The organism is Amedibacillus sp. YH-ame10, assembly GCF_053848885.1.
Map to the genome: position 1 here is coordinate 17262 of NZ_JBSPFA010000026.1, position 25307 is coordinate 42568.

General features: G+C 34.1%; 26 protein-coding genes and 1 tRNA gene. 18 read left to right on the plus strand and 9 right to left on the minus strand.

The window, feature by feature from the left end; translation table 11 throughout:
- The 4 genes from thiM to thiD are packed head-to-tail and all read left to right on the plus strand — an operon-like array spanning position 1 to position 2879.
- Positions 1-825, plus strand: coding sequence for a hydroxyethylthiazole kinase (thiM, locus tag ACWG42_RS11285; protein ID WP_455792415.1), 825 nt, complete (start codon positions 1-3; stop codon positions 823-825).
- Complete coding sequence (gene thiE / locus ACWG42_RS11290) at positions 812-1465, plus strand: thiamine phosphate synthase (RefSeq protein ID WP_455792417.1); 654 nt, start codon at positions 812-814, stop codon at positions 1463-1465. Before thiM ends, thiE begins: the two co-directional genes overlap by 14 nt.
- The gene (locus tag ACWG42_RS11295) at positions 1459-2103 is read left to right on the plus strand and encodes an HAD family hydrolase (RefSeq protein ID WP_455792418.1); all 645 of its coding nucleotides are present in this window, start codon (positions 1459-1461) and stop codon (positions 2101-2103) included. The genes thiE and ACWG42_RS11295 overlap by 7 nt, the downstream gene beginning before the upstream one ends.
- Positions 2100-2879, plus strand: a complete 780-nt coding sequence (thiD, locus tag ACWG42_RS11300; RefSeq protein WP_455792420.1) for a bifunctional hydroxymethylpyrimidine kinase/phosphomethylpyrimidine kinase — start codon at positions 2100-2102, stop codon at positions 2877-2879. The genes ACWG42_RS11295 and thiD overlap by 4 nt, the downstream gene beginning before the upstream one ends.
- 53 nt (positions 2880-2932) lie before the next feature.
- Here thiD and ACWG42_RS11305 read toward each other — a convergent pair whose 3' ends face one another.
- The 5 genes from ACWG42_RS11305 to ACWG42_RS11325 all read right to left on the minus strand — a co-directional run bounded on the left by ACWG42_RS11305 (position 2933) and on the right by ACWG42_RS11325 (position 5966).
- Positions 2933-3334 (minus strand): gamma-glutamylcyclotransferase family protein, encoded by a 402-nt coding sequence (locus ACWG42_RS11305; protein WP_455792422.1) that lies wholly within the window; start codon positions 3332-3334, stop codon positions 2933-2935.
- Positions 3334-3975: a pyroglutamyl-peptidase I gene (gene pcp / locus ACWG42_RS11310; protein WP_455792454.1), complete on the minus strand. Its 642-nt coding sequence runs from the start codon at positions 3973-3975 to the stop codon at positions 3334-3336. Before pcp ends, ACWG42_RS11305 begins: the two co-directional genes overlap by 1 nt.
- 17 nt (positions 3976-3992) lie before the next feature.
- A complete protein-coding gene (locus tag ACWG42_RS11315; RefSeq protein ID WP_455792424.1) occupies positions 3993-4922 on the minus strand; it encodes a DUF979 domain-containing protein in 930 nt (309 codons plus the stop codon).
- On the minus strand, positions 4906-5601 hold the full coding sequence (locus tag ACWG42_RS11320) for a DUF969 domain-containing protein (RefSeq protein WP_455792426.1): 696 nt from the start codon (positions 5599-5601) through the stop codon (positions 4906-4908). The genes ACWG42_RS11315 and ACWG42_RS11320 overlap by 17 nt, the downstream gene beginning before the upstream one ends.
- A 290-nt stretch (positions 5602-5891) precedes the next feature.
- Positions 5892-5966, minus strand: a tRNA-Arg gene (locus ACWG42_RS11325).
- A 205-nt stretch (positions 5967-6171) separates the two neighbouring features.
- On the opposite strand from ACWG42_RS11325, the gene ACWG42_RS11330 reads away from it, so the two are divergent.
- The 6 genes from ACWG42_RS11330 (at position 6172) to ACWG42_RS11355 (ending at position 11394) form a co-directional block, all read left to right on the plus strand.
- Entirely contained in the window at positions 6172-6729 is a 558-nt protein-coding gene (locus ACWG42_RS11330) for a DUF308 domain-containing protein (RefSeq protein WP_455792427.1), read from the plus strand.
- A 154-nt stretch (positions 6730-6883) separates the two neighbouring features.
- A complete protein-coding gene (locus ACWG42_RS11335; RefSeq protein WP_455792429.1) occupies positions 6884-7813 on the plus strand; it encodes an Rpn family recombination-promoting nuclease/putative transposase in 930 nt (309 codons plus the stop codon).
- A gap of 88 nt (positions 7814-7901) precedes the next feature.
- Positions 7902-8420 carry a GNAT family N-acetyltransferase gene (locus ACWG42_RS11340; protein ID WP_455792431.1) on the plus strand — a complete coding sequence of 173 codons (519 nt, stop codon included), beginning with the start codon at positions 7902-7904 and terminating at the stop codon, positions 8418-8420.
- A 104-nt stretch (positions 8421-8524) separates the two neighbouring features.
- On the plus strand, positions 8525-9214 hold the full coding sequence (gene vanR, locus ACWG42_RS11345) for a VanR-ABDEGLN family response regulator transcription factor (protein ID WP_455792456.1): 690 nt from the start codon (positions 8525-8527) through the stop codon (positions 9212-9214).
- A gap of 3 nt (positions 9215-9217) precedes the next feature.
- A complete protein-coding gene (locus tag ACWG42_RS11350; protein ID WP_455792432.1) occupies positions 9218-10327 on the plus strand; it encodes a sensor histidine kinase in 1110 nt (369 codons plus the stop codon).
- 125 nt (positions 10328-10452) lie between these two features.
- On the plus strand, positions 10453-11394 hold the full coding sequence (locus ACWG42_RS11355; RefSeq protein WP_455792433.1) for a D-alanyl-D-alanine carboxypeptidase family protein: 942 nt from the start codon (positions 10453-10455) through the stop codon (positions 11392-11394).
- Position 11395: 1 nt separating this feature from the next.
- Here the strand turns inward: ACWG42_RS11355 and ACWG42_RS11360 are convergent, their stop codons facing one another.
- Positions 11396-11971 (minus strand): NUDIX domain-containing protein, encoded by a 576-nt coding sequence (locus tag ACWG42_RS11360; protein WP_455792435.1) that lies wholly within the window; start codon positions 11969-11971, stop codon positions 11396-11398.
- Between the two features lie 125 nt (positions 11972-12096).
- Here ACWG42_RS11360 and ACWG42_RS11365 point away from each other — a divergent pair, with 125 nt between their 5' ends.
- Both ACWG42_RS11365 and ACWG42_RS11370 read left to right on the plus strand, forming a co-directional pair.
- Positions 12097-12534 (plus strand): thioredoxin, encoded by a 438-nt coding sequence (locus ACWG42_RS11365; protein ID WP_455792437.1) that lies wholly within the window; start codon positions 12097-12099, stop codon positions 12532-12534.
- A 9-nt stretch (positions 12535-12543) separates the two neighbouring features.
- Positions 12544-12996 (plus strand): pyridoxamine 5'-phosphate oxidase family protein, encoded by a 453-nt coding sequence (locus ACWG42_RS11370; protein WP_455792439.1) that lies wholly within the window; start codon positions 12544-12546, stop codon positions 12994-12996.
- 334 nt (positions 12997-13330) lie between these two features.
- Here ACWG42_RS11370 and ACWG42_RS11375 read toward each other — a convergent pair whose 3' ends face one another.
- Positions 13331-15253 (minus strand): BglG family transcription antiterminator, encoded by a 1923-nt coding sequence (locus ACWG42_RS11375; RefSeq protein ID WP_455792440.1) that lies wholly within the window; start codon positions 15251-15253, stop codon positions 13331-13333.
- Between the two features lie 168 nt (positions 15254-15421).
- Here ACWG42_RS11375 and ACWG42_RS11380 point away from each other — a divergent pair, with 168 nt between their 5' ends.
- Genes ACWG42_RS11380 through ACWG42_RS11400 form a run of 5 tightly spaced genes read left to right on the plus strand, consistent with a single transcriptional unit; the run spans position 15422 to position 21754 of the window.
- Complete coding sequence (locus ACWG42_RS11380; RefSeq protein WP_455792441.1) at positions 15422-17212, plus strand: class I mannose-6-phosphate isomerase; 1791 nt, start codon at positions 15422-15424, stop codon at positions 17210-17212.
- A 1-nt stretch (position 17213) separates the two neighbouring features.
- Complete coding sequence (locus tag ACWG42_RS11385; RefSeq protein ID WP_455792442.1) at positions 17214-19895, plus strand: glycoside hydrolase family 38 N-terminal domain-containing protein; 2682 nt, start codon at positions 17214-17216, stop codon at positions 19893-19895.
- 4 nt (positions 19896-19899) lie between these two features.
- Positions 19900-20226, plus strand: a complete 327-nt coding sequence (locus ACWG42_RS11390; protein WP_455792444.1) for a PTS fructose transporter subunit IIB — start codon at positions 19900-19902, stop codon at positions 20224-20226.
- A gap of 19 nt (positions 20227-20245) precedes the next feature.
- On the plus strand, positions 20246-21292 hold the full coding sequence (locus tag ACWG42_RS11395; protein WP_455792445.1) for a PTS fructose transporter subunit IIC: 1047 nt from the start codon (positions 20246-20248) through the stop codon (positions 21290-21292).
- A 21-nt stretch (positions 21293-21313) separates the two neighbouring features.
- Positions 21314-21754: a PTS sugar transporter subunit IIA gene (locus ACWG42_RS11400; protein ID WP_455792446.1), complete on the plus strand. Its 441-nt coding sequence runs from the start codon at positions 21314-21316 to the stop codon at positions 21752-21754.
- A gap of 40 nt (positions 21755-21794) precedes the next feature.
- Here ACWG42_RS11400 and ACWG42_RS11405 read toward each other — a convergent pair whose 3' ends face one another.
- Positions 21795-22484, minus strand: coding sequence for a response regulator transcription factor (locus ACWG42_RS11405; protein ID WP_455792448.1), 690 nt, complete (start codon positions 22482-22484; stop codon positions 21795-21797).
- A complete protein-coding gene (locus ACWG42_RS11410; protein WP_455792450.1) occupies positions 22481-23974 on the minus strand; it encodes a HAMP domain-containing sensor histidine kinase in 1494 nt (497 codons plus the stop codon). The genes ACWG42_RS11405 and ACWG42_RS11410 overlap by 4 nt, the downstream gene beginning before the upstream one ends.
- 150 nt (positions 23975-24124) lie before the next feature.
- Here ACWG42_RS11410 and ACWG42_RS11415 point away from each other — a divergent pair, with 150 nt between their 5' ends.
- On the plus strand, positions 24125-25123 hold the full coding sequence (locus tag ACWG42_RS11415; RefSeq protein WP_455792452.1) for a LacI family DNA-binding transcriptional regulator: 999 nt from the start codon (positions 24125-24127) through the stop codon (positions 25121-25123).
- Positions 25124-25307 lie beyond the last annotated feature (184 nt).

Consider the following 25307-nt stretch of genomic DNA (forward strand, 5'->3'; position numbering starts at 1 on the left):
ATGTTTGAAAGAGAAATGGAAAATGTAGTAACAAAAGCACCACTTGTACACTGTATCACCAATTATGTAACGGTGAATGATTGTGCAAATGCAGTATTGGCGGTACATGGAAGTCCGATTATGGCGGATGATGAAGCAGAGGTTGAAGAGATTACATCCATCTGTAATGCCCTTGTGATAAACATTGGTACATTAAATAAACGTACGATTGCTTCTATGATTAAAGCGGGTAAGAAAGCTAATGAAGTAGGGCATCCAGTCATCTTAGATCCAGTAGGTGCAGGAGCGAGTACCCTACGTACACAAACAACATTTGATTTACTAAAAGAAGTAAAGTTTAGCATTATACGAGGAAATATTTCAGAGATTAAAACAGTATATGCCGGAAGTGGATCTACGAAAGGTGTAGATGCAGATGTGAGTGATGTAGTCACAAAAGAGAATTTGGAGGAAACAATTGTATTCGCAAAAGAGTTGAGTAAGAAGACAGGTGCAGTAATTGCGATTACTGGGGCTATCGATATCATTTGTAATACAGATAAGGCATATGTAATTTTTAATGGACATAAAGAAATGTCACGCATTACAGGGACTGGATGTATGTTATCCGCAATCCTTGGAGCCTATGCGGGTGCAAATCCTGAAAACTTACTAGATGCATGCGCATGTGGAGTTGCTCACATGGGATTTAGTGGAGAGCTTGCTCAAGAGCGTGTTTTACAAGAGAAAAAGGGAAGTGGTTCCTTACATATCTATATCATCGATGCGCTTAGTAATATGACACCTTCTCTATTGAATGGAGGTCTTAAAATTGAAGTTCGATAGAAAGAAACTAAAGAAACATTTAGAGCTTTATTTAGTAAGTGATCGTTTTTGGTTAGCGGGAAGAGAACTACAAAGTGATATTGAAAAAGCGATTGAGGGTGGTGTCAGTTTTGTTCAAATACGAGAAAAAGAGCTACCTTTAGAAGAATTCATAGAAGAAGCTAAGAAAATAAAGGAACTATGTGAACGACATGAAATTCCTTTCGTTGTAAACGATAGTGTTGAAGTTGCTAAGGCAGTGGATGCAGATGGTATACATGTTGGACAAAGTGATATGCCAGCCATAGAAGTACGTAAGATTCTAGGAGAAGACAAAATTGTTGGTGTATCTGCACAGAGTGTTGAAGATGCTTTGCGCGCACAAGAAGAAGGTGCAGATTATCTTGGAGTAGGTGCAATGTTTTCTACAAAGACAAAGAAAGATGCGGATGATGTAAGCTTTGCTACCTTAAAAGCAATCGTAGAGGCAGTGCATATTCCAGTAATAGCAATTGGTGGAATCGATGAACATAATCTTTTAGAGCTAAAGGGAAGTGGCATTGATGGAGTAGCTATTGTATCCGCTATTATGGCGAAAGAGAATATATTTGAAGCTAGCAAGATTTTAAAAAAGAAAACGCAGGAACTAGTAAAATGTTAAAAGCTGTTGTTTTCGATATGGATGGGACACTATTAGATTCTATGCATGTATGGGATCATGTAGGAGAAGATTATTTAGCAACTTTACAAATACATGCAGAAGAGGGATTACAAGAAATTATAACACCGATGTCACTTTCTCAATCTGCGATGTATCTAAAACAAACTTATCAATTAGAAGATACTATAGAAGAAATACAACAGGGAATTGAAGCACAAGTCATGAAACATTATAAAGAAGATATTCCCTTAAAGAATGGCGTAAAGGAATGTATAGAACGCTGTGTAAAAGAAAATTTACGTGTATGTGTTTTAACTGCAAGTAGCTTAGAAATGGCACAAAGCGCATTTCGTCGATGTGGTATTTTACATCATTTCGAATTCATTATGACTTGCGAAGAAGCTGATTGTCCAAAAACGGATGTACGTATTTATCAAAAAACTATAGAGAAATTAGGCATAAAAAAAGAAGAGTGTGTATTTATTGATGATGCATTATATGCCATTGAATGTATGAGAACAAATGGGTATCAAGTAGTGGCGGTATATGATGAAGCGAATGATAAAGATTGGAATCAGATATGTGAAATCAGTAATCAAGCAGTATCTGCATTAACTGATTGGAAAGGATTGGTATGAGAAAAGTATTAACGATAGCTGGAACAGACCCAACAGGGGGTGCAGGAGCACAAGCAGACCTTAAAACATTCATGGCACATAAAGTATATGGAATGAGCATTATCACTGCTCTTGTAGCTCAGAATACACTAGGTGTACGTGATATTATGAATGTAACACCAAAGTTTTTAGAAGAACAATTCGACTGTGTATTTGAAGATATCGAACCAGATGCGATAAAAATTGGAATGGTGTCAGAACCAGAACTTATTCATAAAATTGTAGAGAAATTACAACAATACAACGCACAAAACATTGTAGTTGATCCTGTAATGGTATCAACAAGTGGATCTAGGCTATTAGCTGATCGTGCATTGACGGCTTTAAAGGAAGAACTTCTTCCCTTAGCAGTGATCATTACTCCTAATATTCCAGAAGCAGAAGTACTCAGTGATCTTTCAATTCACTCAAAAGATGATATGATTTCAGCGGCGAAAGTGATTGCGACCTTCTTTGATGGTTATATCTTAATCAAAGGCGGACATTTTGAAGATCGCGCAGATGACCTTTTATATCATAATGGAAATGCTTTCTGGTTACCGAGTGAACGAATTGATAATCCTAACTCTCATGGAACTGGTTGTACCTTATCTAGTGCCATTGCCTCTAATTTAGCATTAGGTTACAACGTACATAAAAGCGTTGCCTTAGCCAAAGGATTTATTGGTGGTGCACTACGTGATGGTTTAGATTTAGGTAAAGGAAGTGGACCTTTAAACCATTGTTGGAATATGTAAAAAAACCTTGTGATGAACTCCCATAAATTGGGTAGTCTACACAAGGTTTTTTTCTATTGATTCATATAAGCAACATAATCGTTCTCAGTAATAACTTGATTTAATCGTTCCATATTTTCCTTCTTTGTTAGGTTAAAGAAATATACGGGTAATAGTACAGTGGTTCCATCTTGCATATATATCGTAGTGAAGATACGATTATAGTCATTATTTGGATCACCTGGTACATATTCTTCTAAGGCATCAATTTCTTTTAGTAGTTCATCATCAATCTCATAAATTTCACCAAGAATATTTTCCTTTCCTTCAAGTATAGCAGGATAGGATACTCCTTTTAAAGAATATAAGCTTCCTTTCACATACCCATACCCTAGAAATATACTATTCCCTTTCAGGTATTTATCATAATTGTACATTCCTTCACGTAAAGAACCATATACAAAAATCTTCTGCATTAACAAATCGTTCCTTCTGCTTTCTTAATATCTTGATCATTTTGTACCATAGCTTTGATCGCAGCACATAATCCAGTTACGATATCTTGTAATGACATACATGCTTGGTTTGGTTTATCAATGACTTGGGAAGGTAAGTAGGGAATATGTATGAATCCACTCTTTGCGCCTTTGCCTTGTTTCTCTAATAGATAACGCACACCATAAGTGACATGATTACATACAAAGGTTCCAGCAGAGTTTGAAATGGATGCAGGAACTCCACTCTTACGAATATGTTCTACCATTGCCTTTATTGGTAAATTAACGAAATAAGCATCTGGTCCATCTGCATAAATTGGTTCATCAATTGGCTGATTTCCTTCATTGTCCTTGATACGGCAATCATCTATATTGATACCAACTCGTTCTACAGTAATATCACTACGTCCCCCTGCTTGTCCAATGGACAATACCATATCAGGTTGGTAAGTGTCAATTGCTTCTTTGATAACTGCTAAAGATTTATGAACAACAGTAGGTATTTCTAGTTTGATTATTTCAGCGCCTAAAATTGTATCTGGTAGACGTTTCACACTTTCAATCGCAGGGTTGATGGATTCGCCACCAAATGGATCAAATCCTGTAACTAATATTTTCATCATGTATAACCTTCTTTCTAAAATGCAAGTACAAGCATCAATACGATATGAATAACGATTAACGTTAATGCCATAGGTGCTTGTGCTTTTACAACCGTCCATTTATCTTTGGTTTCCAATACGGCTGTAGGGACTATATTGAAATTAGCGGCCATTGGTGTCATTAGTGTACCACAATATCCAGCAGTCATTCCCAACGCTCCAACAACGCTAGGATTTCCACCTTGTGCAATCACAAATGGAATACCAATACCAACCGTTATGACAGAGAATGCAGCAAATGCATTTCCCATAATCATTGTAAAGATTACCATACCTAGACAATAAATGACAACACCAAATAAAATATTTCCTTCTGGTAAAAGACCAGAAATAACTCCAGATATTACATCACCAACTCCAGCTTTTGTAAATACTTGACCCAAAGCACCTAACAACTGTGGTAATAAAGATGCACTACCGACCTGCATCAATAACCTTGCGGTATCTGTACGTGTTTCTGTAAACTTAGGTCTACATAATAACATGGCAAAGAATAAGGCAAGAATACATCCTGCGCCTACCATCACTGCACCAGGCAACGGAAGTCCATCAATTTTGACACGAGATAAAATAAGCGCAACCATTGCGACAAGAATCGCTGGAAGAAAAATAAGGTTCTTAATTTCTTCACTTGACGCTTTTCTTTTTTCTATATCAGGGGCTTTAAATTTTCCAATTTCAACCTGTTTGCACATGGTCAAACATCCCATAACTAGCAACAATCCGCCTGTAACTTCATAAGGAATAACTTTTCCAAAAATGAAGATGACTCCTAATAAAGTCCAAAATGCAACAGTTCCTATACGAGCTCTTTCATTCCCTAATGCTTGATAAGCTGCATTGAAACTAACAAATCCACAAAGAATAAATATAAATTCAGAAGCATTATTAAATATCGTTTCCATTTGTATTCATCCTCGCTTTCTTAATCTTTCTATCATAACGAAGTACTTGAACAAACGTTAAAATGATAGCTATGATACAGATTGGATAACTTGCTTGTGCAACAGAGTAAATAGTTGTACTACCATATCCAGCTTCTGCTAATGTACCCTGAATCAACAATACTCCACTTGCTACAGGAAATATATTTTGAGCAAAAAAGTTCCCATAGTTTTCTGTTGCTGCAGCTAATCCCTTTAAGGAATCTTCTTCTTTTTCACTTAGTTGTGAACCCTTGGCTTTTTCAGCAGCAGCTTCTGACATTGGTAGAATCAAAGGTCTAACAAATTCAACCTGTCCACCGATACGTATATTTGCTCCACTTGCAGCACTACGAATTATCATGTACAAGCATAAAACTTTACCAGCAGATGCATTTCTAATCTTACCGATCAAATGAGATGCTCTTTCTTTAAGACCATAACGTTCGATAATAGCAATCACTGGGAAGATAATTAACCATACAGACATAAGTCGATTGTTAACAAAAGATTCCCCCATAATAGCTAGTATTTCTGTAAAGCTTAATCCAGATACAAGACCAGTCACTAGACCTGAAATCAACACTGTGGCAAGTACATCAAATTTCATCATAAATCCTAAAACGATGATGACTACACCAATTAATTTTATATATTCCAAGATACAACACTCCTTTTCTAACTGTAGCATTTTATCAAATTTTGCGAAATGTTTCAAATGATATCAAGTTTTTTGTACTATGTGTTCTAGCTTATGATATCCAATTTATCTCTTTGTATGTATGAAATATAGAGCATTAAAAGTATAATTGTCTACTCATTACTAAGTTATATAATGAAATGAAACTTATGATATTCTATATGATTAAACTTCTTAATCTGTGTGCATTGTTTGGTGTGATCTACAAAATAAAAACACACTTGCTAGTTAGTGTGTTCTATTTTTATTTATGGCACCCTCAGCAGGAATCGAACCTGCAATTGATTCTTAGGAGGAACCCGTAATATCCATTTTACTATGAGGGTATGGTTGAATAGTGCCTTTTTATTATACCATAATCGATTTTTATTTAAAGGGTATTGAACAAGTTTTATTGCGATAATGTTGTAAAAAGTGTATGTAAAAAGAGTAGATTTCCAATAAATAGCAGATATCATAAAAAAGACTTCCTTTCTTAAAATGGAAATGCTACTATAATGTAATGAAAGTTGTATGATGGAGGAACATGCTATGCTATTTACAAAGGCGTATTTAAGCAAAATCAAATGGAACGGACTAATGCAGTCTATGCTTTGGTTGATATTAGGTGGATCAATGTTGGTGGTATTTCCACATGCTCCTTTAGCTGTCACCTACATTGCAGGGTTTCTCTTAATGATTCAAGGAGTTGGACAATTGTTTCTATTCATTCAAGAAGATGAACGATTTAAGTTCTCAGTGTTAAGTTTAATCCATTGTATTTGTGCTTGTTTTACTGGGGTATGGGCACTTACTAGTACTGCAGATGCAGTAGAATCGATGTATTTGATTTTAGCATTTATTACCTTTATACATGGTATAGAAGATATTTTAATATCTTATCGTTTACGTTTGTTACATTATGATAAATGGTGGATTGCCGCAATCTTCACAACAATCTCTATTGGATTTTCTTTGTTGTTGATCTTTTGGCATGATAAAGATACCATCTATATGTTTACATCTTGTAATATGTTGTTGAATGGTGCATGTGATATTTGGATGTGGTTACGTCTTGAAGAGATGGCAATTGCAGATATGGGAATATAGTATAGAGACTCTCAAGGATAATGTGGAGAGTCTTTTCTTTACTATCCTTTCTGTTTACTTTTACATATTTATTATAAAGTTTGTTAATTTTTTAGGAATTTTAAAATTCATCTCGTATATGTAAAGTGTAAGAACAAAAAAGGAGATGATATATATGGCTACAAAAGATGTAACAAAAGTAAGCTATAAAAATGATGTGTTCTTCAAATTCGCCCTATCTTCACAAGATGAAGATTCCAAAATGATTCGTCACTTTATGATTAAGGAAATTACAGGGATTGATCCGGTAGATAGTATTGTGGTAAATCCTGAAATGGATCCAGAAGCACTTGCAGGTAAGAAAATCATATTGGATGTACATGTAAAAGACATCCATGGAAATGAATATGATATGGAGATGCAAGTTGAAGGATTACTCACAAATCTTACGAATCGATTTGAGTATTATGGCGCAAAGATTTTAGAGAAACAACTAAAAGAAGGAGAGGATTATTTAGATTTAAAACCAGTGTATCAAATTATCTTTATGGATAACTATTCAGAAGATAAAGGGAAACTGATTATGAAGTATCAAATGAGAAATGAAGAAGGAAAGGTAGAAAGTACACATGCCTTAATACATAGAACGTACATACATTTACCAGTGATAAACGACATTGTAAAGACGAAAAAGACAGCAGGATTAACAGCTTTTGAACAAATGTGTTATCTCTTTAAAAACAATGAAGACGATGATATAATAAAGACAAAGGAAAGCGTGGTGAGAAAGCTTATGGAAAAACATGAACGAATGAGCGATAATGAACAAATATGGACACTCGCAGAACAAATCCAGATGGCAGAAGCACAACAAAAAGCTATTCAACAAGGATACTATGATGAAGGAATAAAAATAGGAGAGGAAAAAGGAAAAGCAGAAGGAAAAGTAGAAGGTTATAATAAGCTTTTGAATCAACTCATTCAGGCTAAGTTTGATGTAGATGCATCTTCTTGGCTATCGACTTTAACCATGGAACAACTACAACAAGTATCACAATTACTAATGAACGCTGAAACATTCGAGGAAATACAAAATGCAATATAAAGAACTCAAACTATTTGGTCAAAAGGCACGTTCGTGTCTTTTTTTCTCGTATATGGTATACTATTTATAAGAAAACGGAGGTTTTATTGTGTTAGAACTAGGCGTAGCTTACTTCGATCAGGTTTACGAAATCATGGAAGAAGCTTTTCCAATCGAAGAAAGAAGAACCTATGAAGGTCAAAAAGAGTTGTTAAATAGAGAAGATTATCATGTATGTGGGATCGTAAAAGATGGCCGTGTACAAGCATTTATTACATATTATGAGATGGAAGACTTTATGTTCTTCGAACATTTGGCGACACATCATACGACAAGAGGAAGTGGTGTAGGCAGAAAACTTATGTTGGAAGTTTTTAATAGCTTTCATAAAGATATTATATTTGAAGTAGAATTGCCACAGACGGCCATTGCGAAGCGAAGAATTGCATTCTATGAACGTATGGGATGTGTTTTATATTCAAATATTATCTATCTTCAACCATCCTTTCATGAAGGGTGTGAACCATTATCATTACATTTGATGAGTTATCCAAACAAAATGGAAGATGATGTAATGAAACAGAAAATCATGAATATCTATTTAGATGTTTATCATATTAACGAATAAAACCAGGGTTCTGGTTTTTTTGTAGCTATAAAAAGTAAGATTAAGTGAATATTAAGAAATTGTAATCGTATATCTTTGATATAATAAGAAGAAAGATGGGATGGATGTTCATGCGTGTATTGATTGTAGATGATGAAAAAGAAATAGCAAACCTAATGCAAATATATCTAGCTAATGAAGGGTATGAAATTGTTGTGTGTTATGATGGGAAAAGTGCTTTAGAACAAATATCACAAATGGAATTTGATTTGGCATTGTTAGATGTCATGCTTCCAGATATAGATGGTTTTCAAATCTGTTGTAAAATACGAGAAAAGTATACATATCCGATTATTATGCTAACTGCAAAAGAACAAGAAATAGACAAGATTACAGGTCTATCGATAGGTGCAGATGATTATGTTACAAAGCCATTTCAGCCATTGGAAATTGTAGCTAGAGTAAAGGCGCAACTTAGAAGATACAAACGCTATAATGTAAAACAAGAAAACCATATCTTTACCTATGCTGGACTTTATTTGGATATGATTCGTCATATATGTAAAGTAAATGAGAAAATTATTAATTTGACTCCAATTGAATTTTCTATTCTTTCTTACCTTTGTATGAATAAAGGTCGTGTAGTTAGTGTAAAGGAATTATATGAATCTATTTGGAAAGAAGAATATCTTAGTTCCAGTAATAATACCTTAATGGTTCATATTCGTCATGCAAGAGAAAAGATGAAAGATAATGTTGATCATCCCAAATATATTCGTAATGTATGGGGTGTTGGATATAAGATTGGGGAATAGAGCATGAAATATAAAAAATTGATTTTTATTCTAGTTATTATCATAGCTTCTGTATATTTGATAGACACATTCACAAGTGGTTTTTTGGATATGATATATAACATATTATTTGATACATATGAATACACAGCGGAAAATGGAATTGTTTACATTAATACACGACCAAGGTTGGATATCCTGAAACTTCTAGTATTAGTTATTATTATACTGTGTGTTAGCGTATGCTACTTATTCATCGAAAGAAATAGAAAATATGATAAGAAAATGATGATTCAACAACACGAAAAAATACTTGCTGCATTTCGTGATCATAGACCAATGCAAGAACTTCCTAAAGATTATGCAAATATAGAAATGACATTGATGGAGATACAAAACCAACAAGATCATCAAATGCGAATGTTAGAATTAGAGACAAGACAGAAAAATGATCTCATTTCCTATTTGGCACATGATATGAAGACACCATTAGCATCTGTCATTGGGTATCTTAGTTTATTAGATGATGTTAAGGATATTCCTCAAGAACAAAAAGAGCATTATGTGGCAATTACACTAGATAAAGCAAACCGTTTAGAGTTCCTAATCGATGAATTTTTTGATATCACAAGATTTAATTTACATGATATTGTGCTTTCTCAAAATAAGATTCAATTGAACTTTATGTTTCAGCAACTTTGTGAACAGTTTTATCCAATTCTGATGAAACAGGGAAAAGAAATCGATATTCAAATGGAGGATAATTTAGTCCTTTATGCAGATGCGGACAAACTTGCAAGAGCATTTAATAACATACTAAAAAATGCAATTCCCTATAGTTATGAAAATAGTAAAATTGTTGTGAAAGCTGTGTGTGATGAAGATAATGTACATATTACATTCCATAATCAAGGAGATGAGATTCCAGAACAAAAATTACAGACAATATTTGAAAAATTCTATCGTTTGGATGCAGCGCGTTCCACACATGCTGGAGGTGCTGGCTTAGGTCTTGCGATAGCAAAAGAAATTATGAATGCACATGGTGGAAGTATAAGAGCTCAAAGTAGTTTTGAAGAAACTGTGTTTGAAGTGATTTTGCCTATGAATAGAAAACAGAAACAAGTCTTATAGGGCTTGTTTTTGTCTATATGAAGATGTTTGGATAGAATTAAGTAAATATTAAGTTGAGACTAAGTATATGTTCAAACTCATTTCTTATGTACATGGTTTAATTACATAAGAAGGGAGCTTATATTATGAAAAGAAAACGAAAGATAAAAAAAATACCTGCACTTTTCTTAGGGGTATGTTGTTTAGCAGGTTTTACGTTCTATGGCGGAGATTCTTTATTACATGAAGTACAAGAAATTCAAAGTTCTATGGTAGATGATTCAAAATTATCTTATTTGAATAAAGAATTAGAAAGTCATAATGCGTTATTAATGGATGTAGAAACAGGAGAAATACTTTTGCAGAAAAGAAGTGAGGATAAAATGTATCCAGCATCTTTGACAAAAATCATGACAGTCTATATTGCGTTGAAACAAATCGATAATCTAGAAATGAAAATACAAGTTCCAAAGGATGAGATACAAGCGTTACATACATTGAATGCAAGTATGGCTGGGTTTGAACCATTTGAAGAAGTCAGTATTATAGATTTATTATATGGGGCTATGTTGCCAAGTGGTGCGGATGCTTGTGTAACTCTTGCACAGTATATTGGAGGAACGCAAGAAGTATTCGTTGAAAAAATGAATGAAACAGCGAAGCGTTTAGGTATGCATCAAACAAATTTTACAAATGTAACTGGACTTCATGATGAACAACATTATTCCACGGTAAAAGATCTAATGTACCTTCTCGAAGAAGCAATGAAAGATGAAACCTTTCGTTCCATATGGTCTACACAATCTTATCAAACAGATCCTAGTAGTATTCATCCAGAGGGCATTTCATTGACAAGTACATTGTTCACAAGCATGACAAAATTCAATATTAAAAATGATTATATTCAAGGGGCTAAAACAGGGTATACACCAGAAGCAGGATTGTGTATGGCTTCTCTTGGTAGTGTAGCACAACATGAATATCTATTTATTAGTGCGAATGCTGCTGGAGATCACGAAACGCAACCATTTCATATTATGGATGCGATTAAAGCATATCAAGAAGTAAACTTACAACATTCTAAATAGTTCATGCAAATGACTTTGTATAGTAGTCTAAGGCATCTATTAAGATTTGTATGTGATCAAAGGCAAGGGAGTCATAATTATCCATTGATTTTATTTCATTATCTTTTCGTTCATAACGAATATGCGCTTTAGAATTTAACAATTCGATATGTGTATCACTTTGTATTATGTCAAACCAAAGGGCTTCTTTTGCGTCATCATTCGCTTGTGTATGAATTTGTTGTGGTAATATGGCTAAATAGGCAACGGATATGACACGCATCCTTGGATCTCTATGTACGTTTCCATATGTGTGAAGTTGTGTTAATGAAATCGCATCAACCGATGTTTCTTCCTTTAACTCACGATGGGCAGCTTGATCTAAATCTTCATCCATATTCACAAATCCACCAGGGAAAGCCCATTGTTCTATGAACGGATGATGTTTACGTTTGATAAGTAGTACTTGTATAGGTGTTGTTTTTGTAAGAAGTACCATATCCACAGTAATTGATGGTTTCTCATAATCTCTAGGTTTATAGCTCGCAAGATATTCTTCTTCACTACGACCTTTATCATCAAGTAAATGTTGTTTCATATTATCACCTCATATCACATTATATCACTTAATGAAGAAATTCTCTTTTCTTATCTTGTGGTTTTCGTTATAATAAAACAATAGAAAATGAGAAAAGTTTTCTATTGTCTATTTGGAGGTAAACCATGAAAAAAATTCTATGTGTTCTAATATGTTTATGTACCCTTACGTTAACTGGGTGTTCTTCTTATGAACGAGATGAAAACCCTGGTGAAGTACGCACCATCACTGTGGATGAACTACAGAAAATGATAGATCAAGAAGAATCATTTGCTGTTGTATTTACACAACCATCATGTGAGTATTGTGAGGAAATGCACATTATGCTAGATAGTTATATTCTAGATCACAATATCTTATTGTATGAAGTGGTATTAAATGATACATCCGATCAAGATCGTGCAGCTATACTTAAACAAATCCGTAAGACATTCGTTGGTTTGGATAATACGCCAACTTTGTATTATGTAAAAGAAGGTAAAGTTGATGATGAAACACTGGAAGTAAAAAAAGACAGCTTTGACTCTTTCGTACAAAATCATCGTTTAGATGAAAAGAAATAAGGTACATATATGAGAAGAAGTAAATGTGAGATTAGTAGAGAAGATGCTTGGAAAGTATTTGATGAAAGTGATTATGCGAGTATTGGGTGTATTCGTAAAGACGGAACACCTTATGTTGTAAATGTATCTATGGCAAGAATAGGAGAAGTCTTATATTTTCATTGTGCTATGGAAGGTGAAAAGAACGACTCTGTTCAAATGAACCCTAGAGTATGTGTAAATGCAGTTGGCAATTATCACATCGTTCAAGAAAAGTTTACAGTGTTCTATGCATCTGTTGTAATAGAAGGGTGTATTCAAGAAGTTCAAGAAGAAGATGAAAAGCGAGAGGCTTTAAAGGCAATCTGTTTGAAATATACACCAGATTATATGAGCGAGTTTGAGTCTGCTGTGGATAAGAGTATTGCGGTAACAGCGATTTATAAAATCAAAGTAAATTCAATCACAGGTAAGAAAAAATAACGGTTTTTCATCATTTTTATGCATTTATATTGCTTTCTGTAAACGCTTTTAGTAAAATTAAAGTGCGAAACGTAGAATGTGTCGCGATTAAGATTCTATGAATGTTATATCTATTAAAAGGTATTGTGGAACATAAAGTGGTCTTTCAAAACATTCATAAATTCTTTACGAAATCATGAGAATATCTTACATGTCTATGTTGGTGGCTGGTAACCCTATATAGGGATGTAACTCCCGCTCCTTTCACCGGGAATATAATTTCTCATGTTTCTATCCTTCGTGACTGGTAACATGAGGGACAAAAAAACAAGCTATTTAGAGAGGCTTGTTTTTTTTATTCTTCATCCTGTGCTTTTCTACGTTTGTCAGGTAATAATAGTTTTTCTATATCAGACATATTTGTTGAATGTTTCAAAAGATCCAATTGTTTTTCATCTTCAACTATATGAAAGAGTTGCTTGAAAAAATAGTTGTAATCAGAACTATGAGTTCCATCAAGGGCTGTCAGAAAAATCATATCTACATCTAGTTCATCCCATATGATTTTTGATTTTGTGTGGATGATAAGGATGACTGGTTTATTTACCATAGATAAGGCACCATGTGGTACTGCGACACCTCTACCAATCGAAGTCGTCGATTTATTTTCCCGTTCCAATACTGAATCATAGAAACCTTCTTTTACATAACCCGTTTCTACAAGATATCGACAATATTTTTTTAACAAATCAATTTTATCGATTGGATCATCATGAAACATTAAAACATAGTCTTTTAAATGATCCTTTTTAGTCATTGCATATTCTAATTCTTGGTAGTAAAGCCAATGACGAATATTTGCATAATCGTTTTCGTCTAGTATTGCATTTATATGAATACTTCGATCTGGTTCTGTTTGTAACTGCGTTGTGTTTAATATTAAATCATAGTTCTCAACTATGTTAGGATGTAATTCTTCGCTATTCAATATGGTATGTATATTAAGCTCACTAAATTGTTTTTCAAGGCAACTTTTAATATAAGTGCTAATTGTCAATCCATCATTTGTAATAAGTAATGCATGAACAATACGATGATTTGCTTTGCGATTTAATGCAGCCACAATATGTAAACAAATAAAACTAAGTTCATTTGCATCAAAGTAGATGTGTTCTTGATTCTCTATTTCATCTATAGTGATCATGACTGCAATATAAACATATGTAAACTTATATCGTATATGTTCAAGCAAAGGGTTTTCGCTTGGCGAACCATGCTTAATACGTCGTATAGCAGGGCGTAGATGATTGATTAAGTTTATTTTAAGTTCTTCGTTGTCTTCTAAAGATACATCTAAGTGATTACTAATTTTTGAAATAAATACATCCACTACATTATCATTAAAGGAAGGTTGTCCATTATGATTCACTGTTTTTCGTGTTGCTAGTATTGCTTGAGCAAGTTCACATTGATCTTGTCGACTCATGGTAAAGTGAAATGTCTCTTCTAATTTCATCTTCAAAATAGTAGCGATGTAATACTCTTGTAAGGCATTATCAAAAATATAAGCTGTCTCTATCGTGAATCCTAATTGTAATCGATACACGCTCACACTAAGCTTTACGGAGAGGATGTTAAAGTCATAATCAGTATAGTGGGTATTCATGAGTTGTTCACTAAGACGTATATGTTCACAAATTTGCGTTATAAAATTTTCACCAAAAAAATCATTTAAAAAAAATATAACTGAAATGTTGTGTTTTTGAATGTGGTCTTGTATTAAACATCGAAACATTTTGCGTATTTGTTGTTCATTTCCATGTAGTTGGATTCCAAAATTTGGTTTTCTAGTGATATGACAATAGTATACTTCCACATATTCTTGTGCTTGGTTTAAAATGTTTGCAATAGAATTTTTTGACTTATATAAGAGTTGGGTTAAGTCATTCATAGACATTGGACTTGAAGTTGATAAGAGTTCAAATAATACTTCTTGCACATCATCAAAATCACTTTGAGAAAGTAGTTCTTTTTTTGTCGTATCTAGCTCATAGTAAATTTTATCTAATTGCGTCTTGGTGGCGCATATTTTAATGCCAGCGTTTGGTTTTTTATCGAGATATGCACCATGCAAAAGGACATGGAATTCACTAGAATCCAAATCGCTGTAAACTGTACGAACACTTACACCTAATGTTTTAGCTATCATTTGAGCAGATAGGTAATCATTTTTAGTTATAAACAATCGCATAATTTGTAGTAGACGTTCCTTTTTCATGTATGCCCTCCTATCGATATCCTTATTATAGCATTTTCATGTATATTTAATCATCCATTTTGGTTGCAACATTTCTGCCAATTCTTGCAAAAAACTAGGATTGATTACCATTGAATGCTGAAGAAAGTGTTTGTTAAACTATGGGTGTAAAAAGAAAGAGGTGTAAGTATGAGTTTTATGTATAATCCGATTCCCTTTGATGATGAACAAGCAATAAATGTATTAAACATAGCGGAAAAAGGAATTCGAAAAGAAAATTTTGAAAGTATTGTAGATTTCATCTTAGATTGCATAAAAGAGAGTAGACTCATAGTTATCGATGGTTACATTGGTGCTGACTTTCATGTAATTCAGGAGGCACTAGTAAATCGAGAGTTTAAGCTAATAGATAGTGAATCTTTGATGAAGGATGAGGCAAGTATTCAAGAGATGTTAAAGCCATATCTGCCAATAAATAAAAAGAAAGATCCTGATTGTATCTTTGGAAAGCTTTATGAAGGAGATTTGCTTGATTTCTTTGATGAAAATAAAGTTCGAGAATTTTTAGAAGAAATCCGCACAAGTGATTACCCAATCATTCTAATTGGATATGGAAGTGCATTAGAAATATTTCGTAAATTAGCTCAATATGTATTCTATATTGATCTAACTCCCAAAGATGCTGTCCTACGTGCCCAAAAAGGATGTTATCGAAATATCGGAGAGCGACATGATTCTTCTTTTTCACAAATGATTCGTAGATACTATTATGTAGATGTTGAAATCCTTATGAGACATCGAAAGAATCTTGTGAAAAATAGTTATGTCGATCATTATATATTAGAAACTTGGAAAGGCGACTGGAAATCATTAGATAAAGATAGTTTAAATCAAGTTTTCAATGAACTAGCAAGACGTCCATTTCGAACAAAACCAGTTTATTTAGAAGGTGTATGGGGTGGAGAGTATATGCGAAAAATTCGCCATGTTCCGATGGATGTTGCCCCACGGATTGCGTGGGTGTTCGAGTTTATTCCATTGGAAGCAAGCATCGTCGCAAAAATTAAAGAATTAACTTATGATATTCCGTTCTATACATTTCTGAATGTAAAAGAAGAGGATATATTAGGAAAAGAAATAAAAGAAAGATTTCAGGGAAACTTCCCGATACGTTTTAATTATGATGATACTTGGCATAGTGATGGCAATATGTCCATACAGGTTCATCCAAATAAAGAATTTGCTGAAGAAAACTACAATGAATCAAATTCACAGGATGAAGCTTATTATGTTGTAACTACAGGACATGATGCGAAAACATATTGTGGGTTTAAAACAAGTGGTGAAGGATTCATAGAATTGTGTGCGAAAGCACAAAAAGAGAAGGGAGAAATTGATTATCAGAATATTGTTCATGGAATACCTTCTTATCCAGGGTTACAAGTTATGATTCCAAATGGAACGATTCATAGTTCGGGAAGAAATCAGTTAGTATTAGAACTTGGAAGTTATACAGTAGGAGCATATACATATAAAATGTATGATTACAATCGACAAGACTTGAATGGAGAATTACGACCTATTCATTTATATAATGCTGAAAAAGTAATGAAACTAGATCGAGATGAAAAGTGGGTTAAGACGCACTCCAATATTGCCCCGATTACAATCAAAGAAGGAGATGGCTTCATTGAGGATGTTGTAGGTAGAAATGAATATATGTATTATGAAACACACCGAATCCAAATGCAAACACATGCTAAATATCATGGAGAAAATAAAGGAATGTTTACAGTATTAGCTCTTGTAGATGGTGAAGAGGTACTTATTTACGATAAACATAATCCAAAACATTGTTATCATGCAAAGTATCTTGATGTTGTTACCTTGCCTGCTAATATAGATGAATATGTAGTGGAGGCTAAAGGATATCAGCCAGTGACGCTTCATAAGACAGTGATGAAAAGAGGTGAAGAATGAAATGAAAGAGAGTAACAAACGAATCGCTCACTGCATTCCCCATACACATTGGGATCCCTTCTGGTATTTTACAGCACAGGATTCCATGGTAGTCTTTGCTTACAATATGAAGGAGATGCTTCTTGCATTTGAGAAAGGAGAGATACAACATTTCTTTTTAGATGGTCAAACTGTAGCAATCGATGAGTACTTAGAGATACACCCAGAAGATCGGCATAGAGTTGAAAAGCTTGTGAAAGAAAAGAAGTTAATAATTGGACCCTTTAACTCTCAACTTGATTGTTTTATCAGTTGCGGTGAATCAGTTATCAATAACTTGAAAATAGGAATAGAAAATGGAGATGCACTTGGAGGCTCAGGAAAAATTGCATATTTAGCCGATCCTTTTGGACAAACTTATGATTTCCCAAAAATCTTTCAACAGATGGGGATTCATGAATTCGTATTTACTAGAGGAATCAATGATGCTTATCAATTAGGAATCGATTTCTACTTTACTAGCAATGATGGAAGTAAGGTTTTGGCTCATAGTTTACTCTCTGGATATGGGTATGGTGCGTATGCATTCAAGGAAGGCACTTTATTTACAGAGGATGCTATGGATTATAATCGTATTAATGTTGGAATGTTAATTGATCGATTAGTAGAACGTAGTGTATTGAAGAATGAGTTTGTATTTCCATTAGGATTTGATCAAAATCCAATCATTCGTGGAATACCAGAGAAGATAAAAGAGTATAATGAGAAGTTTGAAAATTACCATTTCAAACAGACAACTTGGGAAGATTACTTTAAACATGTTAGAGAATGTGGTAAAGATATAAAGACTTGGAATAAAGAAATCCTAGGGGCACAATACCACCGTATTCATATTTCAGGTATGAACTCTTGCCGAAGTGATATCAAAACTATTCAGGATCAAGCAGAGCGCGTTTTGACATTTGAATCTCAACCATTAATGGCTATGATGGATGTTCTAAAAGTTCCCTATGATCATGATATTGTAAAAAAAGCATGGTACACTCTTGTCAATTGTCAAACGCATGCTTCAGCAACACATATTGATGAAACCAATTCATATATTAAAAATAACAGCAAAGAAGCTAGAAGTATGGCAATTGCTATGAAAGTCTATCTGATGCGTTTATGTGCTGCATCAATATTACCTATAGAAAACAAAAAACCGTTGGTAGTATTTCACACATTACCTTGGACTCAAAGAATGATTGAAAAATTAACAATCATCACAAGGAAGAAACAGTTTAAACTTTGGTTCCATGATAAAGAATTAAAATATACGCTTGTAGAGAGAAAAAAAGAAAATGCAGGAGTTGTGCGTAAAGATCCATCTTTGATGAACCCAGAGGAATGTTTCTATAAAACAACTGTAATGGTTGATTTGAAAGAGTTCAAGGGTATTGGATATGATACCATTTATGTTGAAGAAACTGAAGACAAAATATCTCATACTTTTAGTACTCATACGAACGAATCTTTTATCGAAGATGAGAATTATCGAATTGAATTACACGGTGAAGGCATTTCTATTACAGATAAAAAAAGAAATGTGATATTTAAAAAAGGAATTTATCTAGAGGATGGTGGAGATGTAGGGGATACTTATGATTATGATTATCCTGATAGTAGTTCAGAATGGATTTTATATCACCATTTCGATGAAGCTGTGGCAAACTGTATAAAAGACGAATATCATCAAAAAATGACTATTCAAGGTTCTTTCTTAGTTCCGGCAGATCAAGAGGAACGTAAGTTGAAAAAGAGATCTTCCATTTTGAACTATGAAATTAGTTTTACCTTATCTGGAAAGAAACCTCAAATCCAAGTAAAGGGAGTAATTAACAATCAAGCAAAAGATCATAGGTTGAGAATTGTAATGGCAACTGGTCTTAAGAATGAAATGTCTTATGCAGGTACACAGTTTGGATATGTGAAACGTGACACCTATCCAAAAGAGTTAGATACTTGGAAACAAGATGGATTCTTTGAAGAGCCAAGCACTACAAAACCACTTTTAAACCATGTTTCAGCAGTAGGGAACAATCGCGTTTATTCTGTATTTACACGTAGTTTGAAGGAGTATGACTTCATTCATGAAGGGTATGAAGACATAGCCATTACTATCTTTAGGGCTTGTGGTTGGTTAGGTTTACCTGATTTAAATCGTAGACCCGGAAGACCAAGCGGACTTGCAAATAAGGTATTCGAAACACCAGATGCACAAATGCTAGGAGAAATTACGTTTGAACTTGGAATCGCAACGTATTCTAGTTATAATGGTAATATAGTTATGAATGATTACGTCAAATATGCATGTGATTCTATGTATTACCAACATCAAGACATAGATAAAACAGTATTCCCAATTTCTTACTTTCCAATCAATCCATTGTCAAAAGCATTGCCAGATCATTTTGAGATGTTTTCATTGGATAATGAAGCATCCTTTGGAACTTTGACGAAGGCAAAACAAGAAGATGCATACATAGTGCGTACATACAATAGTGAGTATTATGAAATTGAAGGTGGATCTATACATTCGAATAAGGCTATGGAAATCTACCATTGCGATTTATTGGAAAACAAAAAAGAACAATGGCAAAAGGATTTGCCGAAATATCGTCAAGGAGAATTACGAAATATAATGATGTTTAGAAAGGATTAAGACTATGAAAAAATTAGTTGGTGTTGCGGCTTGTCCCGCTGGTATTGCCCATACATATTTAGCTGCTGAAAGTATTGTTCAGGCAGCAAAAGAGATGGGATATGAAGTGAAAATGGAAACAAATGGTGCAGGTGGAGTTGAAAACGAGTTAAGCGATCAGGATATCAAAGAAGCTGACGCTGTTGTAATTGCTGCAGATACATTTGTAGAAATGGAACGTTTTCATGGAAAACAATTATTAGAAGTATCAGTTTCTATGGCTGTTCGTAATGGGAAAAAAGTAATAGAAACTATAGAAGCAGGAAATCTTGAAATTTATAAAGCATATTAACTAAAGGAGACCAAACTATATGTTTAAAAAACTTAATATATACAAGCATCTGATGTCAGGTGTCTCTTACATGCTGCCTTTTGTAGTAGCTGGTGGTATGATCTTATCTTTAGCATTCTTATTTGACGCACCAAATGCGGGTACTGCGACATTTGGTACTACAAATCCTATTTCCGCTTGGTTATTACCAGTTGGGAATACAGCATTTAGCTTTATGTTACCTGTTTTAGCAGGTTATATCTCATACTCTATTTCCAATCGTCCTGGATTATTACCAGGTATGGCTGTTGGAGCATTAGCCGCAAGTGGGGGTTCTGGATTTATCGGAGCCATACTTGGTGGATTTATAACTGGCTATATTTTGGAATATTTAAAGAAAATGACAAAGAAACTTCCAACCTCTTTTGAAGGTACGAAAATATTGATTATTTATCCTTTGATTGGTACATTAGTAGCCGCTTTAATTATGTTAGGAATTAATTCCGTTGTAACGCCAATCAATACAATGTTAACAAACTTCTTACAAGATTTAAGTGGTGCGAATATTATTGTTCTTGGATTACTCATTGGCGGTATGGTTGCAGTTGATATGGGAGGTCCTGTTAATAAAACAGCGTATCTCTTCTCTGTAGCAACACTTACTGCGGCTGATGGTAGTAGTACAGCTTCTGCTGTTATGGCATGTTGCGCGTGTGCAGGTATGACCATCTCTACGAGTTGTGCATTAGCTACAACATTATTTCCAAAGAAGTTTAATAAAGATTTGAAGGAAGCTGGTAAAGCTGCTTATGTAATGGGGATGAGTTTTATTGCTGAAGGAGCTATCCCATTTGTTGCTGCAAAACCCAAAGCAGTACTTCCTTCCATTGTAACAGGAGCAGCAGTGGCAGGCGGATTGACTGCAGCATTTGGAGTAACAATATCAGCACCGATTGGTGGTATCTTCACGGTTCCTCTTACAAGTAATATTCCATTATATTTATTAGCGTTCTTAATTGGGACTCTAGTATCAACTTTGATGATTGGATTCTTTGCGAAAGAAGAACCTAGTCTGGATGAAAAATAAAAACAGTTTGGAGGTGGGGTCATGGAATTAATTACAGAGAACCTTATAGTATTGGATCAAAATGTAGAAGATAAAACATCTTTATTAGCAGCATTTGCTACGATACTAGAAAAAGAAAAACGTATAAATAATAAATTATTATTTATGGAAGATGTTATGGAAAGAGAACAGATTGCATCAACTGCAATCGGAGATGGTATAGCAATACCACATGCTATTTCTACTGCAGTTACAAATGCATCGCTTGTTTTCATCCGCTTGCATAATGAAATATTATGGAACAATGAGGATCGTGTCAAATATATCTTTGGAATAGCAATTCCAAGCGAGAATAAAGATAACCAGCATTTAAAGATATTATCATCTCTTGCTCGACATTTATTGGATGAAAAATTTAAAAAGAATCTATTAGATGCGCAAACTCAAGAAAAATGTGTGCAACTGTTAGATGAATTGCAATAAATAAAAGGAACTATGATAGTGAAATCTACCATAGTTCCTTTTACTTTCTTAAGCGATAGCCGCTACCCCAAACAGTTTCGATAATTTTAGGATTAGCACTATCTTTTTCTATTTTATCTCGAATACGGTTAATATGTACGGTTACAGTATTGATTTCACCTATGGCATCTAATCCCCATATAGTTTCGAAGAGTTGGCTCTTTGAGAATACTGTATTTGGATGTTTGCATAAGAATACCAATAATTCATATTCTTTATTTGGAAAGGTTGCTAGAACATCATCAACGAATACTTCATGAGAATCCGTATTGATAGTAATGGTATCCAGATAAATCATAGAGGTAGGCTGTGTACTATTGTTTGTTAGACGCTCATAGTTTTCAATCTGTGATTTTACACGAGCTACCATTTCACCTGGATGGAATGGTTTCATGATAAAATCGTTTGCGCCTAATCCTAAGGCGTTGATTTTATCCTGATCTTCACGTTTTGCGGAAACGATAATGACGGGAATATTTTTCTCTTCACGGATGCGCTGGCATATTTCAAATCCATCCATACCAGGAAGCATAATATCTAACAGCACAAGAGCATAATCATTCTTCAATGCAGCTTGTAGTCCTTTTTCACCATCGTCTACAATATCACTCTCAAAGTGACTTACAGAAAGGTAATCACGTTCTAATTCTGCGATTTCTTTATCATCTTCTATAATTAGTATTTTTTTCATTGTACTTCCTCCGTAGGTAATTGAATCGAAATACATAAACCTTTATTTATTTCGCCTTGTGCCCATATAGTTCCCTTCATTTGTTCAATGATATGACGTGTGATAGATAAACCTAGTCCATTTCCTTTTATCTTAGAACTTCGCGCTGGATCGGCACGATAGAAGCGTTCAAATAAACGTTGTATATCTTCTTGTTGTGCACCGATTCCATCATCTTGAAATGAAATCAAACAACCATTTTTATCTTTTGTTAGATGAATGTCCATATGAACGATATCGTTCCTTTTGTATTTGATACTATTGTCACATAAATTATCAAGCACACGAATAAAGAGGGAAGTATCCATCATTACATAACAAGGACTTGTTGATGGTACGAAGGAAAGCAGTAAGGATTGTTCCTCATATTTCGCCTGTTCTTCTTCTACCCATTGTATCATAAATGCATTCAAATCTAGAAGTTCTGTCTGTAAAGATTCTTCACCCATATCAAGCTTTGATAATAGGAATAAGCTCTCTACCAAATCGTTCATATGTTTTGTTTTGCTTTGAATGATTTGTAAATAATGTTGTTGTTTTTCAGGGGTATTTGCGACTCCATCCAATAAACCATTTACATATCCTTGAATCGAAGTAAGTGGGGTAGATAAATCATGGGAAATACCCGCAATCAATTCTTTTCGTTGTTGTAGATATTGTTTTTGTATTTGATCAGACGCTACAAGTTGTTCACGCATGTTTTCAAAGTTCTCACAAAGGACTCCAAATTCATCTTGTGTAGAAGAAGAAATACTAGAACCTAAATTTCCTTCTTTGATTTCATTTGTCGCAATTTGAAGTTGAGCAAGAGGCTGTAAGATATAACGAGAAAGTTTTCTTGTAAGAAAAATTCCCAGCAATAAAATAAATAAGATCATAAAGGAACCAGTCCCAATAATTGTAACTTTGATGACAAGCTTAGTTTGTTCCCAGGAGACATAGCTATCTTTAGGAAGGCTCAAATCAACTCCTGTAAAGGTTAGTGTCATATTCTTATTTGCTTTGTTTTGTAGTGTTGCTTCATAAGCCATACCATTTTGGTTCCATAAAATATAGGGAGACTCATATTCTTTAGTTTGTGCAATTTGATAAAATTCTGCTTTTATATCTTTACTTGTATATCCGTTTGATAGATATACAATGGAGTCATTTTCTTTCACCATAATGTGTAGATTAATCTCTTCTAATTGTGCAAAGATTGTTTTTGCCTGTGTTGTAATCGTAGTAGAATCACTTATCTCATCATTCAATGATTTTATGAGTAAAGTAGGACCATAATTGGAGGAATTTAGTAGGACGTTTCGAATAAGCGAAGAGGAACTATTCGTTAGAAATGAAAATCCAAATAAGATGATGGAAAAAATTATACAAACAAAGATTACGGGTATCAATATCATCAAAAAATTGGATAACAAAATTTTCTTACGTATGGATATATCTCGATAGCGCATAACAGTCCTCCATGATTATGTTTATTATCGCTTATCCCTTTCGTAAAAGCAAGTTTCCTTCACGAGAATTTCGATTTGCATAGGATGGTTGTTGACGTGAAACTGGTTCCACATTATAATGAAGGAAGTGAAAGAATACGGGTGATGGATATGGAAAAGAAATTGACTATGCAAGATATTGCAAAGATTAGTGGTGTCGCTAAGAGTACAGTATCTCGTTATTTTAACGGTGGCTACGTCAAAGATGACACAAGAGAAAAGATTAAAAAGGTTATTGAGGAATATAATTATCAACCGAATGCTTTCGCGCAAAGTTTAAAGGCTAAGCAGTCTAAAATGATTGGTATTATTGCGCCTTGTTTAGATTCTACTGTATCTTCTCGTATTATGATGGCTATTGACGAGCATCTTCGAAAAGAAGGGTATACTTCTATGATTATCAATACGAACCATATGGAACAACTGGAATTGGATAGTCTAGAAAATTTGTGGCGTATGAAGGTCGATGGAATCATTTTACTTGCGACTCATATTACAGAGGAACATAAGCAAATTATCAAACGTATAGATGTACCTGTAGTCGTAGTAGGACAAGCATATGAAGATGGGATATCTATTGTAAATAATGATTTTGATGCAGGGAATATGGTAGGAAGTTATGCTGTGAAGAAGGGGCATCGAAACATTGTATATCTTGGAGTTGAGGAAAAAGATGTAGCGGTTGGGTTACATCGAAAGCAAGGGGTTTTAAAGGGGTGCGGAAGTGATGCTAACGTGCATGTGATAGAAAGTGATTTTAGTTTTCAAAAAGCATATGAGCATACATGTGATATATTGGAACATGGAAAGATGGATATGATTATTGCCGCAACAGATACCATGGCACTAGGTGCTTTAAAAGCTCTTCAAGAAAAACATTATAAGATTCCAGAAGATGTATCCTTAATGGGATTTGGTGGATATGAAATTAGTATGCTAATTACACCCAAACTAACAACGATACGATTTAATAATGCATTGGCAGGCGACCTCGCTGCAGAAACTATATTAAACTTAATACAACATCAAAGCGTTTGTAATCAAGCCATGATTGATTATGAATTCTTAGAAGGAAATAGTGTACAAGATATAAGTTCTATTGAAAGATAGGACTTTTTTATCTATTAGGAACTTGCATAATTTAAGTGGAAATGAGAGAAAACGAAAAAAGCATGACGAAAAGGCTCTAAGAAGAGCCAAAGAAGGACACGACAAGTTTTTACTTTTGATTCTCTAGAAAATCTTTAGGAAGCATTTCGCTATCGCATTTAATACAAGCATTCACATAAACTTT